The 14,642-nt window shown below is 46.8% G+C and carries 14 protein-coding genes; 10 read left to right on the top strand and 4 right to left on the bottom strand.

Going from position 1 to position 14,642, the window contains the following annotated elements; translation table 11 throughout:
• The first annotated feature begins 105 nt into the window (after positions 1-105).
• Together AYJ58_RS10120 and truC are read left to right on the top strand one after the other, a co-directional pair.
• Entirely contained in the window at positions 106-426 is a 321-nt protein-coding gene (locus tag AYJ58_RS10120; RefSeq protein WP_106651796.1) for a YqcC family protein, read from the top strand.
• Positions 413-1,276 (top strand): tRNA pseudouridine(65) synthase TruC, encoded by an 864-nt coding sequence (truC, locus tag AYJ58_RS10125; protein WP_106650013.1) that lies wholly within the window; start codon positions 413-415, stop codon positions 1,274-1,276. Before AYJ58_RS10120 ends, truC begins: the two co-directional genes overlap by 14 nt.
• Positions 1,277-1,475: 199 nt before the next feature.
• Here truC and AYJ58_RS10130 read toward each other — a convergent pair whose 3' ends face one another.
• Positions 1,476-1,670 carry a hypothetical protein gene (locus tag AYJ58_RS10130; protein ID WP_106650014.1) on the bottom strand — a complete coding sequence of 65 codons (195 nt, stop codon included), beginning with the start codon at positions 1,668-1,670 and terminating at the stop codon, positions 1,476-1,478.
• Between the two features lie 121 nt (positions 1,671-1,791).
• Here AYJ58_RS10130 and AYJ58_RS10135 point away from each other — a divergent pair, with 121 nt between their 5' ends.
• The 4 genes from AYJ58_RS10135 to AYJ58_RS10150 all read left to right on the top strand — a co-directional run bounded on the left by AYJ58_RS10135 (position 1,792) and on the right by AYJ58_RS10150 (position 6,832).
• Positions 1,792-2,256 (top strand): flavodoxin, encoded by a 465-nt coding sequence (locus AYJ58_RS10135; protein ID WP_006080972.1) that lies wholly within the window; start codon positions 1,792-1,794, stop codon positions 2,254-2,256.
• A complete protein-coding gene (locus AYJ58_RS10140; protein ID WP_106650015.1) occupies positions 2,208-3,695 on the top strand; it encodes a PTS transporter subunit EIIC in 1,488 nt (495 codons plus the stop codon). Before AYJ58_RS10135 ends, AYJ58_RS10140 begins: the two co-directional genes overlap by 49 nt.
• Positions 3,696-3,860: 165 nt before the next feature.
• The gene (gene purU, locus AYJ58_RS10145; RefSeq protein WP_012088721.1) at positions 3,861-4,727 is read left to right on the top strand and encodes a formyltetrahydrofolate deformylase; all 867 of its coding nucleotides are present in this window, start codon (positions 3,861-3,863) and stop codon (positions 4,725-4,727) included.
• A 173-nt stretch (positions 4,728-4,900) separates the two neighbouring features.
• On the top strand, positions 4,901-6,832 hold the full coding sequence (locus AYJ58_RS10150) for an HD domain-containing phosphohydrolase (RefSeq protein WP_106650016.1): 1,932 nt from the start codon (positions 4,901-4,903) through the stop codon (positions 6,830-6,832).
• Positions 6,833-6,961: 129 nt separating this feature from the next.
• Here AYJ58_RS10150 and dapD read toward each other — a convergent pair whose 3' ends face one another.
• Genes dapD through map form a run of 3 tightly spaced genes read right to left on the bottom strand, consistent with a single transcriptional unit; the run spans position 6,962 to position 11,257 of the window.
• Entirely contained in the window at positions 6,962-7,786 is an 825-nt protein-coding gene (gene dapD / locus AYJ58_RS10155; protein ID WP_106650017.1) for a 2,3,4,5-tetrahydropyridine-2,6-dicarboxylate N-succinyltransferase, read from the bottom strand.
• Between the two features lie 21 nt (positions 7,787-7,807).
• Positions 7,808-10,393, bottom strand: coding sequence for a bifunctional uridylyltransferase/uridylyl-removing protein GlnD (gene glnD / locus AYJ58_RS10160; RefSeq protein ID WP_106650018.1), 2,586 nt, complete (start codon positions 10,391-10,393; stop codon positions 7,808-7,810).
• Between the two features lie 33 nt (positions 10,394-10,426).
• Positions 10,427-11,257, bottom strand: coding sequence for a type I methionyl aminopeptidase (gene map / locus AYJ58_RS10165; RefSeq protein WP_281422414.1), 831 nt, complete (start codon positions 11,255-11,257; stop codon positions 10,427-10,429).
• A 283-nt stretch (positions 11,258-11,540) separates the two neighbouring features.
• Between map and rpsB the strand changes: the two genes are divergently transcribed.
• From rpsB to frr, 4 genes are all read left to right on the top strand, one after another.
• Positions 11,541-12,269, top strand: coding sequence for a 30S ribosomal protein S2 (rpsB, locus tag AYJ58_RS10170; protein WP_037458301.1), 729 nt, complete (start codon positions 11,541-11,543; stop codon positions 12,267-12,269).
• Between the two features lie 120 nt (positions 12,270-12,389).
• Positions 12,390-13,241 carry a translation elongation factor Ts gene (tsf, locus tag AYJ58_RS10175; protein WP_106650020.1) on the top strand — a complete coding sequence of 284 codons (852 nt, stop codon included), beginning with the start codon at positions 12,390-12,392 and terminating at the stop codon, positions 13,239-13,241.
• 68 nt (positions 13,242-13,309) lie between these two features.
• Positions 13,310-14,047, top strand: coding sequence for a UMP kinase (gene pyrH, locus AYJ58_RS10180; RefSeq protein ID WP_106650021.1), 738 nt, complete (start codon positions 13,310-13,312; stop codon positions 14,045-14,047).
• Positions 14,048-14,068: 21 nt separating this feature from the next.
• Positions 14,069-14,626 carry a ribosome recycling factor gene (gene frr / locus AYJ58_RS10185; RefSeq protein WP_106650022.1) on the top strand — a complete coding sequence of 186 codons (558 nt, stop codon included), beginning with the start codon at positions 14,069-14,071 and terminating at the stop codon, positions 14,624-14,626.
• The last annotated feature ends 16 nt before the right edge of the window (positions 14,627-14,642 follow it).

Raw genomic sequence — 14,642 nt, forward strand, 5'->3', positions numbered from 1 at the left:
GCGTCTGGATGGTATGATTGCAGCACTTTAATCGACCTATTCGGCCTGCGGATTATGGCAAGTTCCTTAATCACAACGGCTAACATGAGAATGGATCTGAAAGCTATGTTATACAGCCAAACCCAAGCTAAATTGGCTCAGATTGCCCAAGCGCTGCAAGCGGCCGAGTTGTGGTCTGAGCAAGTGCCTTCTGCCGAGGCAATGGCAAGCACAGCGCCTTTTGCCTGTGATCTTATGCCCCTTGAGCAGTGGTTGCAGTTTATTTTGCTGCCTAGAATGCAGACGTTAATCGAAACGGGTGCGCCATTGCCGACGCAAATAGCGATAGCCCCTATGGCTGAACATGTTTGGCAGGATATGCCCCCGCGCCAAGCTCTGATTGGCGTATTGAATGAATTGGATATGTTGTTAAATGAATCAAGATGATATCTGGCTTGAAACGCCTGAAAATACACTGAATGCAACCCAAGAGGATGATTCAGAAGAGCAGGCGCCTGAGATTGAAATTCTTTATGAAGATGCGCACTTAGTGGCAATTCATAAACCTGCTGGCTTATTGGTCCACCGCAGTTATTTAGCGCGTCGGGAGCGTTTTTTTGCCATGCAGCTGACCCGCGATTTAGTGGGCTGTCATGTGTTTCCTGTACATCGTCTCGACAGGCCGACATCTGGCGTGCTTTTGTTTGCCAAGAGCAGTGAAGTCGCCAATGCACTGTGTGAGCAATTTGCTTCCCATACGATTGAAAAGCAATATTTGGCTTTAGTGCGCGGTAATATGCACGAGAGCGGTATTTTAGACTATGCGCTTAAGGTTGAGTTGGATGAATTGGGCGATAAGAATGCCGATCCCAACAAAGCGGCGCAAGAGGCTGTGACGGCGTATGAGCCGTTACTCAATACTGAAATTCCGTATCAGTCAGGCCGATATCCCACTAGCCGATTTGCACTGGTACGCTTGAGCCCTAAAACGGGGCGCAAGCATCAGCTCAGAAGACACATGGCGCATTTACGTCACCCCATAGTTGGTGATACCACCCATGGTGACGGTAAGCAAAATGCGTTTTTCCGCGAGCATTTTGGCATTAATCGCCTGTGGCTTATCGCGAAAAAGCTCAGCTTTACCCATCCTGTCACTCAAGTTCGGCTCAGCATAGAAACCGAGATCGAGCCTGAGTGGGAAACCGTGTTTGCCGAGCTAGGTTGGGACGAGGCGACCTTGAGTCAACAGGCTGAGTTGTTAATCGCCACGGATGAAATACCAACTGGCAATGCGTAACCCATGAGCTTAACTCTGACAATCTCAACTGAGACAATCTCAACTGAGACAATCTCGACATAATTGGCAGTCAGCCAAGTGAGTGGCATCAAAAGTCATTCGCTTGGCTTGGTTATTGGCACTAAAGCAATTGAATCAAAACTATCGAACCCATAACGGTCGAATCAACACAGTTTCATCAAAATGAGTCTTGCGGTTGTTAGTCGAGGCGTTGCGGAGTTTGTGCAGTTTGCGGACGCAGTTCTTGCATCATCACGGCTAAGGTTGAGAATCCAGAGGTAGACACAAGTGGTGATGTGAGATTTTGCTGGGCGGAGTGGAAATAGTTTTTACGTCGAATATGGGTTGTTTTGTGGTGTTGCTTGAGGTGTTTTTGGCGGGTGGACTGTCGCATCAGATATTTCCTCATGCTCAATGACTTGATTTATAAAAATTTTGCGCCTTAGCTTGCTCATCCGCTGAACAATAAAGTATGGTCAGCCTAATAAGGTTTGCAACGCGATGTGGAGTGTACCATGAAAAAGGTGAATCTGGTGTTTGGCACTGTCTATGGCAGTGCACAATTTGCCGCCGAAACCCTAGAGAAAGAAATGCAAGTTTTAGGTTATGATGTCACATTGTGGCAACCAAATGACGTCGCCAGCTTTATTCCTCCGCAGGATGAATTGTTAGTTGTGGTCACTTCTACGACAGGCCAAGGGGATTTACCCGAAGATATTCAGCCTTGGTATCATAATCTTAAAAATCTTGCGCCCTATTTACCTGCGCTTAACTACAGTGTAATCGCACTGGGTGATTCAAGTTATGAAACCTTTTGCGGCGCCGGTAAGTCTATAGATGCGCTTTTGAGTGAGCTTGGTGCTAAACCACTTGTAGAATTATTAGAAATCGATGCCTGTGAAACCATGGAACCTGAGGTTGAAGCGATAAAATGGCTAGAACGCTGGAATCAAGTCGTCAAGACCGAGCTCGTCGCTTAGGCAGTTTCGTTACTCAGCAATGGTTTAAATTTGCCCAGCGCTTAAGCCAAGCGCTGCTTATTCCTATTGCCATTTTGCCTGCAGCTGGGGTCATGCTCGGCTTAACCGTTAGTCCCATTCCTTTTATGCCCGAAGAGCTGACAGTGTTGATGTTGGCTGTGGGTAAACTCATTTTTGCCATCATGCCGATGTTATTTGCCGTAGCGGTCGCTATTGGCTTTTGCCGCGATCAAGGCATTGCCGCCTTTACGGCGGTGTTTGGTTATGGGGTGATGACGGCGACGTTAGCCGCGCTAGCTGATTTGTATCGACTCCCAACCCAGCCTCTATTGGGAATGGATACTTTAGATACTGGGATTGCGGGCGGCATGATGCTCGGCAGCATTACTTGTCTTGCGGTGCGCTGGAGTCAATATATACGCTTGCCTGCGATTTTCTCCTTTTTTGAGGGACGCCGCAGTGCATCTTTGTTGATCATTCCCCTAGCGATGGGCTTAGGTTATGTGCTCGCCCATGTGTGGCCACCCTTAGCGCTATTGATTGAGCGGGTATCTGACTGGGCGGTTTATCAAAAACCAGCTATTGCCTTTGGCGTGTATGGCGCATTAGAGCGGTTACTTATTCCCCTTGGCTTGCACCATATTTGGAATGCACCTTTTTATTTAGAAGTGGGCCAATATCAGTTATTAGGGCACGAAGTCGTTCGTGGCGAGGTAGCGCGTTATTTAGCGGGCGATCCGCAGGCGGGAAACCTTGCCGGTGGTTACCTGATTAAAATGTGGGGATTACCTGCGGCGGCGCTGGCAATGTGGCGCTGCGCCGATCCCTCTGAGCGCAATCGCGTGGCGGGCATTATGCTCTCGGCAGGGGCGGCCAGTTGGTTAACTGGGGTGACAGAACCTATTGAATTTGCCTTTATGTTTGTGGCGCCAATCCTATTTATCATTCACGCCTTACTCACTGGGCTCGCTTACTTTATCTGTATCATGCTCGATATTCACCACAGCATAGTGTTCTCCCAAGGGCTGGTGGACTTTACGCTGTTATTTCCATTGTCCCGTAATGCCAGCTGGTTTATTTTCCTAGGGCCTTTGACCGCCATCATATATTACCTGTTGTTTAGGTTGAGTATTTTAGCATTTAATTTGAAAACACCCGGCAGGCTTGAGCATAACGACAATGACAGTAAAGGACCTAAAGAAAGTTTACGGGCGATTATTGCGGCGCTTGGTGGGCGTGACAATATCGTTGAGCTGAATGCCTGTTTGACTCGGTTACGCTTGAGCGTACATAAGCCAGAGTTAGTTAATAAGGTGCGTTTGAGTCAGTTGGGCGCTAAGGGTGTAATTGTGATGGGCAAAGGTGTGCAGGTGGTTTATGGCACTAAGGCCGAAACCTTGCGTAAGGTATTGCAGCGTTACTTAGATACTCGCCGCTAGGATTGTGTTTTTACAAAATTAACTGCTTAATTTTTACATTTTATTGATTCAAGCCTCTGAAATGTCATTTTTATTTTCGCATTATAGGATTTTTATGCTGTTCAGCACGATTTGCTATGGCAAACTCGATGTAGGGACAATATAGGAGATCCAACTTTGCAACAAATGACTGAAACTCGCGGTAATACTTCGCCATCCATAGAACGTAAAATCTTACTGACGGATTGCGCCGATGCCCAAGGCCTCATCGCCAAAATCACCAGTGTTTGTTTTACCCATAAACTGAACATCATTAAAAACAGTGAGTTTGTGGATAATGCCCAAGGGCGTTTCTTTATGCGAACTGAGTTAGAGGGCATTTTTAACAGCGAACAGTTATTGCAGGATCTGCGCGACGTGCTGCCTGCTAAGAATCACATGACCTTGGTCAGCGCCGGCAAGAAACGCATTGTGGTGTTAGTGACAAAAGAAGCGCACTGTTTAGGCGATCTATTGATGAAAGCTTATTACGGCGGTTTAAGTGTCGAGATTGCCGCTGTGGTGGGCAACCATGATGCGCTGCGCGAACTGGCCGAAAAGTTTAACATCCCCTTTCATTTGGTGAGTCACGAAGGCTTAGACCGAATTCAACACGAGCAAGCACTGTTGGCTGCGGTATCACAATACGAACCCGATTATTTAGTCTTGGCTAAGTATATGCGGGTATTAACGCCTGATTTTGTGGCGCAATACCCTAATCGCATCATCAACATCCATCATTCTTTTTTACCTGCTTTTATCGGCGCAGCACCCTATCGCCAAGCCTGGGAGCGCGGGGTGAAAATTATCGGTGCGACGGCGCATTTTGTGAATAATTGCCTCGATGAAGGGCCGATCATCAAGCAAGACGTGATTCCCGTCGATCACAGTTATAGTGCCTTAGAAATGGCACGTGCTGGGCGCGATGTTGAAAAGAGTGTATTGAGTAAAGCGCTGCAATTAGTGCTCAACGAGCAAGTGGTCGTGTACGGCAATAAAACGATCGTTTTCTAATACGCAGGCAGTCGCGCTAAGGTTATGGTAAGTATTGCGATATCATGGCATTCAGCTCGGTCCATTTTAATCAGCTATCATTATGTTTATTGGAGATTTTATAGTGTTAACATTCGGGCGAACATAGCGCATAAGCGTGTCGCCCATGCTCTAGTCTAAGATCGGAGTGCAGGATGCCAACCAGTCAAAGCCTTATCGTTGGAACGAAAGATTTACCCGATAGTTTGAATTTATCTTGGGCACAGCTTGATGAGCAATTTCGCGTGCTACGGATGAGCCAAGCTTTTTACCGGCGTTGTAAACGTTCGGCGGCGCAAATCATTAATCAACCCATCAGCCAATTGTTTAGTGCCTTTAATGCCGAGTTGTGCGCCGATATTGTAAGGCGTCGTGGGCAAGAGCTCGGTTTTCAACTCCAAGATCATCGGGGTATACGTGTGCATCTTGCGCTGCATTCTTTGCCTGAGATGGGATGGTATTTGATTCTATCTGACATTAATTTTGAAGATCCGCAGATGAAAGAGTTGCATTCGGATTATCGTCGAGCGATTCAAGCGAGCGATGCTTGGCTGCAACACATTGAAGATGTGATTAAATCCTCCCAAGAAGAAGTGTTCAAAGTCGCAGTTGCTAAGGCGATGTCGCTCACTGGTAGTCGCTATGGCTTTATTCTGTTGCATAACGAAAAATCAAAAACACTCACGCTCGCGGCACGTTCCGACTATCCCAACGCAGAGGCGAACCAAGCCGATTTCATCAAAGATAATACCCAAGTGTCAGAACTTGAAAGCCGCGTATGGCTCGAATGCGTACGAGATTATAAGCCGATCATCCAAAATCAAACCGACTCCCAAAGACGCTTAGGGGATTTGCCCTTAGATAAACTTTTACTTGCGGGGCGTTACTTGGCGGTGCCGATTTTGTTTCGCAGCCGCTTGGTCGGCATAGTGTGCGTGGTTGACCGTAACGAGCCCTATAGTCGTAATGATGCGAGATCATTACTGACTTTTGCCAGCATTTTATGGCACAGCATTGAACTGCCACGCACATTGCGCGCTGTTTCTCGCCAGTCCAAAATCATTAAATCCCAAAAAGAGCAGTTATCTCAGTCGTTAACCCAGCTTATTAGTGCTATTTCTGAGGCATTAGAACTAAAAGATGCCTATACCGCAGGGCATCAAAAATCGGTGGCGCAATTAAGTTATTTGATTGGTGAGAAATTAGGCTTAGATCCCCAGCGCCTAGAAGGGCTTAAAATTGGTGCCTTAGTCCATGATATCGGCAAGTTGGCCATTCCATCGCAGATCTTGACCAAACCTTCGAAGCTTTCAAAAGAAGAATACGCATTAATACAGACCCATCCACTCCATGGCGCTGAAATTATTGAGGATGTGGAGTTTCCATGGCCCATCAAAGAGATGATTTTACAGCATCATGAGCGGCTCGATGGCTCAGGCTATCCTGAGGGTTTAAAGGATAAAGCCATTCTCTATGAGGCAAAAATTATTGCGGTAGCCGATGTTGCCGATTCAATATTATCCCACAGGCCCTATCGTCCATCCTTAGGGCTGGAGAAAATGACCGAAGTGCTGCGTGCGGGCAAAGGGACTCTGTTTGATCCTGAGATAGTCGAGACCTGTTTAGCGATTTTGATTAATCGTGAACTGAGTATTAGCGATCATATTGGTGCCGCGCCCCTTGAACCTCTCGTCACGATTTCCCTCGACCATGAGTTAGCCGACGTTAAGCGTTTGCTTACTGCTGCTCGCGCTAAGGTGGCTGTGGTATTAGATGAGCAACATAAGATAATTGGCGTGATCACTCATCAATTGCTGGAGCATTGGTTTAGCCCATTACTTGGCACAGCGGCTGAGCGTGAGCAGGATAGGGCATCTTTACATAAAAAAGCCCATCAGATCATGCAGCATTCGGTGCCTACCATCAGTGAGGTGGCGACATCGGAAGATGCCTTATTGCAGTTGAATCTTTTGGATTCAGAATATCTTGTGGTGATAAACAAAGCACAGCAGCCATTGGGGATTATCGGCTGGCGGGCTATTGCCATGACAAGAAACGCTTTTCGCGAAGTTGAGAGATTGATTTAAGTGCTTTATGAAACACTTTATTTTTAATCCTGATAATAACAGCGCAACTGTAGGCTAAATTTTACCGACAATAAAAAAGATGCCCGAGGGCATCTTTTTTACGTAACTCATGTTATCGAACGAATACTCTTAATCAACAATACGCAGTAATTCGTTGATACCCACTTTACCGCGGGTTTTTGCATCCACTTTCTTAACGATAATGGCGGCATAGAGGCTGTACTTGCCACAGGCTGACGGCAGGTTGCCAGAAACCACGACTGAACCCGCTGGCACACGACCGTAATGCACTTCGCCAGTTTCGCGATCATAAATTCGAGTGCTTTGGCCGATATACACGCCCATAGAAATCACTGAGCCTTCTTCAACTACCACGCCTTCAACAATCTCAGAACGTGCACCGATAAAGCAGTTATCTTCGATGATGGTTGGGCCCGCTTGCAATGGCTCAAGTACGCCACCAATACCTACGCCACCAGATAAATGCACGTTTTTACCGATTTGGGCACATGAGCCAACGGTCGCCCAAGTGTCAACCATAGTGCCTTCATCAACATAGGCACCTAAGTTCACATAAGATGGCATCAAGACGGTATTTTTACCGATGAATGAGCCTTTACGCACTGTGGCAGATGGCACTACACGAATCGCTTCCGCTTTAAAGCGGGCTTCATCGTACTCGGCAAATTTTAACGGCACTTTGTCGAAGTATTTGGTTTCGGCGCCATCAATCACCACGTTATCGAAAATACGGAAGGACAGTAATACCGCCTTTTTCAGCCACTGGTGTACATGCCATTGTCCGTCGATTTTCTCGGCGACACGGACTTCACCTTTGTCGAGCATATTGATGACATGTTGCACATCGTCACGCACGCTGGCGTCAACTGTGCTCGGCGTGATGTCGGCGCGCGCTTCAAAAGCCGCCTCAATACGTTGGCGTAAAGCCTCCATTTACTTCTCCCACTGGTCTCGTTAATTAACTGATTCGATATTCTTCGCACTCAAGGCACTGATTAAAGCGTCCCTGAGGGTATTTTCTTGGGTTTCGTTAAGCTGTAGGCCGTCATTGGTCTGCAGCATAAAAAAGTCTTCGGCTCGCTCACCAATGGTGGTGATCTTGGCCGCGAGTAACGTCGTGTTGCAACGGTAAAAGATATCACCGACTTTTGCCAGTAATCCTGGCGAATCTAAGGCGATAAGCTCCATCATACTTGTACCATGACGACTGCTTTCGAGGAAACTCACTTGTGTAGGAACATTAAAAGGTTTCATCTTGCGCGACAATTTTCTAAAGCGTGGCAGTTTTGGACTGTCGCTCGACAGGGCTTTTTCGAGTGCCTTACGGATACTTTGGATGCGTGAAAGCTGGCTCACTGGCTCGCCATCTTGTTCTAAGATCACAAAGGTATCGAGTGCATAATTATCTTTTGAGGTCATGATGTTGGCATCATGGACGTTGATATTTTTATTGTCGAGTACCGCCATCACAGTTGCAAATAACTTTGGTCTGTCTTGGCAATAGACAAATAGCTCAGTGCCACCACGGGTGGTGTGTTTTGAGACTAAAACTAAGGGCTCATCCTGTTGTTTGTGCTTTAAAATCGCTTCGGCGTGCCACGCGACTTGATTGGGCTGGTGGCGTAAAAAGTAATCCGCCTTAAAACGTTGCCACAGGGTATCGAGATCTTTTTCTTTCAGTCCACGGCGTAGCAGCTCTTTTTTCGCCTTAGCTTGGTATTCACGCACTCTGGCACGAATATCGACGGGTTTTTCTTTACCGCGGGCGAGTACCCTTTGGGTCGAAAAGTACAAGTCACGCAGCAGTGAGCCTTTCCAGTTGTTCCAGGTTTTTTCGTTGGTAGCGCAGATATCGGCCACGGTTAAGCAATACAGATAACTTAAATGCACGGCATCGCGGACTTTATTAGCAAAATCGGCCACCACATCGGGGTCGGAAATATCGCGGCGCTGGGCGGTGACAGACATCACTAGATGATTCTCGACCAGCCAAGCGACTAAACGGCCATCGTGATCGTTTAACCCGTGCAGCTTACAAAAGGCGAGGGCGTCGCTTGAGCCCAATTTACTGTGATCGCCGCCGCGACCTTTGGCAATATCGTGAAAGATTGCACCGAGTACCAGTAAGCCCTTTTTCGGCAGTTGGTTGATGAGAATCGAGCCTAAGGGAAATTCTTCTTTTTGTTCGGGCTGGGAGAATCGTTCGATATTGAGCAGCAATCTGTGAGTATGTTCATCGACCGTGTAGGCGTGGAATAGGTCAAACTGCATCTGGCCTTCAATATTTCGCCATGCGGGTAAATAGGCCGATAACACACCGTGTTTATGCATTAAAGACAAAGCAACAATGCCGCGAGGGTGGCGCAGAATTTCCATAAAAGCTTGGCGACAAAGCGGATTTTCTTGTAAGGCTTGCGGTTGGGCGCGTCTTGCTCGGCGCAGTGAACGCAGTGTTGGTGCATAAATGCCTTTGATGTTGGAGTTTTTAGCGACCAACAAAAACAGCCGGACAATTTCTTCGCCGCTATCGAACAGATCATCGCTGAGCGCTTCAATAAAGGTGCCACGGCGCTGGTAGTGTTTATCTATCGATTGAATTTCTAAGGCTTTTGTGTGCCCCAATGTTGCCCGTTTAAATAGCTGCAGCAACATTTCGTTCAGTTCCATCACTCGGCGTACCGTGCGATAGTAGCGTTTCATCATCTGCTCAACAGCAAGCTGGGTGGCGTCTTCATAGCCCATAAGTTCGGCAACTTGGCGTTGTACATCAAAGAGTAAGCGATTTTCATCGCGCCCCACCACCATGTGCAGGGCAAAGCGCAGCTTCCATAAAAAGTGCTGACATTCGAGCAATTCTTCTAATTCACCTTGCTCTAAAAAGTCGTATTGGACTAATTCTTCGAGGCGAGCGGCGCCGAAGTGTCGCATGGCTACCCAAGCAATGGTTTGAATATCCCTAAGGCCACCGGGGCAACTCTTGATATTGGGTTCTAAATCGAAGGCACTGGCTCTGGCATGGCGGGCATTTTGCTCATCCCGTTTTGCGATAAAAAAATCGCTTGAGGTCCAAAAGTCACTCTGACGAATGGCATCGTAAAGTTGGTCGAATAAAAACTCAGGCCCTTCGAGCAGTCGGGCTTCTAATAAGTTAGTGGCTATGGTGATGTCTTCACGACCGAGGATAATCGTGTCGTTCAATGTGCGGACACTGTGGCCGATTTCGAGATTGGCATCCCACAGAAAGGCAATAAACTGACTGAGTGCTGCTTCGGCGGCGGGTGACAAAATATTATTAAACAGGAACAGCAAGTCGACATCTGAGTGGGGATGCAGCTCCCCACGGCCATAGCCGCCTACGGCAATCAGGGCAATATCGTATTCCCTTAGTCCGTGTTGTTCCCAAGCTTGCTTGACAAGGACATCGACAAATTGACAGCGCTGCGTGACGAGCTCTTCAATCGGGGTTTTAGCCTTGAAACGGGCTAAAAGAGTCTGATTCTGTTCGATTAATGATTGTTTAGCGAGCAGAGCTATATTCATCGAGTCCCTTGTTTTTATGCTTGTTAGTTTGGCCTATCGCTCGTGATTGATGATACGCGGGAAATCTTCATCCTCACGCAGAGTCAGTACTTCAACCCCTTTTTCTGTTACCAGAAGAGTGTGTTCCCACTGGGCAGAGTTTTTTCCGTCTGAGGTGGTCACCGTCCACTTATCATCACGATCGAGTATGGTCGTGTGGCGACCGGCATTGATCATAGGTTCAATGGTGAAACACATGCCTGGGCGTAATACTGTGTTATCGCCGTTACGGTAGTGCATGACCTGAGGTTCTTCATGGAAACCCGAGCCAATACCGTGGCCACAATAATCTTGCACGATGGAATATTTCTCAAGGCCTGTTTTGCTTGCTTTGATGAATTTTTCGATAGTATTGCCAATTTCACCCAGTTTTAAACCTGGACGCACCTTGCGAATGGCTAAATACAGGCTTTCTTGCGCGATGCGGCACAGGCGTTTGTCCTTAGCGCTCACTTCACCAATTAAAAACATCATCGAAGTATCACCGTGATAGCCGTCTTTAATCACTGTGATGTCGATATTGAGAATATCGCCTTCTTTCAATGGTGGGTTATCGTTCGGAATACCGTGGCAAATCACATTGTTTACTGAAGTACAAATGGACTTAGGAAAACCATGGTAGTTAAGCGGCGCCGAAATCGCACCTTGCTCTTCGGTATATTTGGCGCAGAGATCATTGAGTTCATTGGTGGTCACGCCCGGCTTAACATACGGGGCGATCATTTCTAATACCTGTGCGGCGAGTTTGCCCGCAGCACGCATTTTTTCAATTTCTTCAGCTGTCTTGATGACTATACTCATTGCGTTTTCTCTTGTGTCTTTAATGTCTGTTGGCCACGCAACCTAATGCAAAAATTTGTGCTTTAGGGCTATTTATGGTATAAAGCGCGCCGTTATGTTTAAGTCTTGATGAATTGCCTAAGCCAGCATTTGCTCTGTTTAGATACTTGCAAGACTAAAGATGGCGGCCATTATACATGGCTATTTGTCTAAATACTAAATCACACACGTGTCGACACATTCTTCGGGGTGCCCTCAGCTGTTAACTGCGGGGTCGAAGACATGGGATACGTGGAGGTCTAACCCCCTAAATTTTAAGGTAATAGAAATGACTACAGTTTCAATGCGCGATATGCTTCAGGCCGGTGTCCACTTCGGTCACCAAACCCGTTACTGGAACCCAAAAATGAAGCCATTCATTTTCGGTGCTCGCAACGGTGTTCACATCATCAACCTTGAGCATACTGTGCCAATGTTCAATGAAGCGCTGGCTTTCATCAGCAACGTAGCTTCAAAGAAAGGTAAAGTATTATTCGTTGGTACTAAACGTGCTGCTGGCGAAGCGATCAAAGAAGCTGCTCTGTCTTGTGACCAGTACTATGTTGATCACCGCTGGTTAGGCGGTATGCTGACTAACTGGAAAACCGTTCGTCAGTCAATCAAACGTCTGAAAGAACTGGAAAGCCAATCAGTAGATGGTACTTTCGACAAGCTGACCAAGAAAGAAGCGCTGATGCGTACTCGTGAGCTTGAAAAGCTGGAAAAATCTTTAGGTGGTATTAAAAACATGGGCGGCCTGCCAGACGTATTATTCGTCATCGGTGCTGACCATGAGCATATCGCTATTAAAGAAGCTAACAACCTGGGTATCCCTGTTGTTGCAGTTGTTGATACTAACTCTGCGCCAGATGGTGTTAACTACATCGTTCCTGGTAACGACGACGCTATGCGTGCTATCCGCCTGTACACTACTTCTGTTGCTGCTGCTGCTAAAGCTGGCCGTGGTCAAGATTTGGCTGTTCAAGCTGAGCAAGACGGTTTCGTAGAAGCCGAATAATAATAAGGCGGGATGAGTTTCATCACCCTTATTAACCAAGATTTTTGATTGGTTAACAGGGGCCATTCGGCCCCTGTTTTATATCTGCAAATTAGTCGATTTTTTATAGAGGATTTAACAATGGCAATTACTGCTGCCCAAGTTAAAGAACTGCGCGACCGTACTGGCGCAGGCATGATGGATTGTAAAAACGCTCTGACAGAAGCTAACGGCGACATGGAGTTAGCGATTGACAACATGCGTAAGTCTGGCGCTGCTAAAGCGGCTAAAAAAGCGGGTAACATCGCTGCTGACGGTACTATTTTAATCAAGAATGGCGAAGGTTTCGCTGCTCTGTTAGAAGTTAACTGTCAAACTGACTTCGTTGCTAAAGATTCTAACTTCTTAGGCTTCGCAAACGCAGTGTTAGATGTTGCTGCAGCATCTAAAGTGACACTTGAAGATTTAAAAGCACAGTTCGAAGATGCACGTGTTGCTCTAGTAACTAAAATCGGTGAGAACATCAACATTCGTCGTGTTGAGTACATCGATGGTGCAAACCTGTCTTCATACCGTCACGGTGAGCGCATTGGTGTTGTTGTAGCCGGTGAAGCTGACGAAGAAACCTTAAAGCACATAGCAATGCACGTTGCTGCTTCTAAGCCTGAATTCGTTAATCCAGAAGATGTGCCTGCTGATCTTGTTGCAAGAGAGCAAGCACTGCAAATCGAAATCTCTATGAACGAAGGCAAATCTGCTGAGATCGCTGAGAAGATGGTTCTGGGTCGTATGAAGAAGTTCACCGGTGAGATTTCTCTGACTGGCCAAGCTTACATCATGGAACCAAAGAAAACTGTTGGCGAAGTTCTGAAAGAGAAAGGCGCTACAGTGACTAACTTCATTCGTTTAGAAGTTGGTGAAGGTATTGAGAAGAAAGAAGAAGATTTTGCAGCTGAAGTTGCTGCTCAAATCGCTGCTTCTAAAAAGGCTTAATCGCCAACGCTAAATACCCCCAAGACCGTGGCATTCGCTGCGGTCTTGTTATAACCAGGATAAAAATTATGAGCACCAATCCAAAACCCGCATTTAGACGCATTCTTCTTAAATTAAGTGGCGAAGCACTGATGGGCGACGAAGGCTTCGGCATCGACCCTAAAGTATTAGATCGCATGGCTCAGGAAGTGAAAGAGCTGGTTGAACTGGGTATTCAGGTGGGTGTGGTTATTGGTGGTGGCAATCTGTTTCGCGGTGAAGGCTTAGCAAAAGCTGGCATGAACCGTGTGGTGGGCGATCACATGGGTATGCTGGCAACGGTTATGAACGGCTTGGCAATGCGCGACGCCTTGCACCGTGCCTATGTTAATGCCCGTCTGATGTCAGCTATCCCGTTAAAGGGTGTGTGTGACGATTACAATTGGGCTGAAGCGATCAGCTTGCTAAAATCTGGCCGAGTGGTTATTTTTGCTGCCGGTACAGGTAATCCATTCTGCACGACCGATTCTGCGGCCTGTTTACGCGGCATTGAAATCGAAGCTGAAGTCGTGTTGAAAGGGACGAAAGTCGACGGTGTATACTCCGAAGACCCAATGAAAAACCCAGACGCCGTTAAGTATGATGAAGTCACTTATGCGGAAATTCTGGAAAAAGAATTAAAAGTAATGGACTTAGCAGCCTTTACTCTGGCGCGTGATCACGACATGCCTATTTTAGTCTTCAACATGAACAAGCCTGGCGCTCTTCGCCGCGTTATCATGGGTGAAGAGGAAGGCACGCTGATCAGAGCAAAAAAAGTTATTTAATGACCAAGAAGGACATTTAACGTGATTGAGAACATTAAGAAAGATGCGCAAGAACGCATGGGTAAATGTGTAGAAGCGACTAAAAACCAAATGGCGAAAGTACGTACAGGTCGTGCTCACCCAAGCCTGCTTGATTCAATTCAGGTTTCTTACTACGGTACTATGACACCACTGAACCAAGTGGCAAACGTCGGTGTTGAAGATTCACGCACTCTGTCTGTGACTGTATTCGATCGTAGTGCTATCCAAGCCGTTGAAAAGGCCATTATGAGCTCAGATTTAGGTCTGAACCCTATGTCTGCTGGCGCGACCTTGCGTATTCCATTACCTGCGCTGACGGAAGAGCGTCGTAAAGACTTCATCAAAGTGGTGCGTAACGAAGCCGAAAACGGTCGTATCGCTATCCGCAACGTACGTCGTGATGCCATTTCTGAAGTGAAAAAGCTTGAGAAAGCTAAAGAATGTACAGAAGATGATGTTCGTCGTAGCGAAGAAGAAGTACAAAAGTTCACCGATGCTCACATTAAAAAGGTTGATGAGATTTTAGCAGCCAAAGAAATTGAGTTGATGGAAGTCTAATCTCAAGTTCGATAAG

The sequence above is a fragment of the Shewanella sp. Pdp11 genome, from assembly GCF_002838165.1.
GTDB lineage: Bacteria > Pseudomonadota > Gammaproteobacteria > Enterobacterales > Shewanellaceae > Shewanella > Shewanella hafniensis.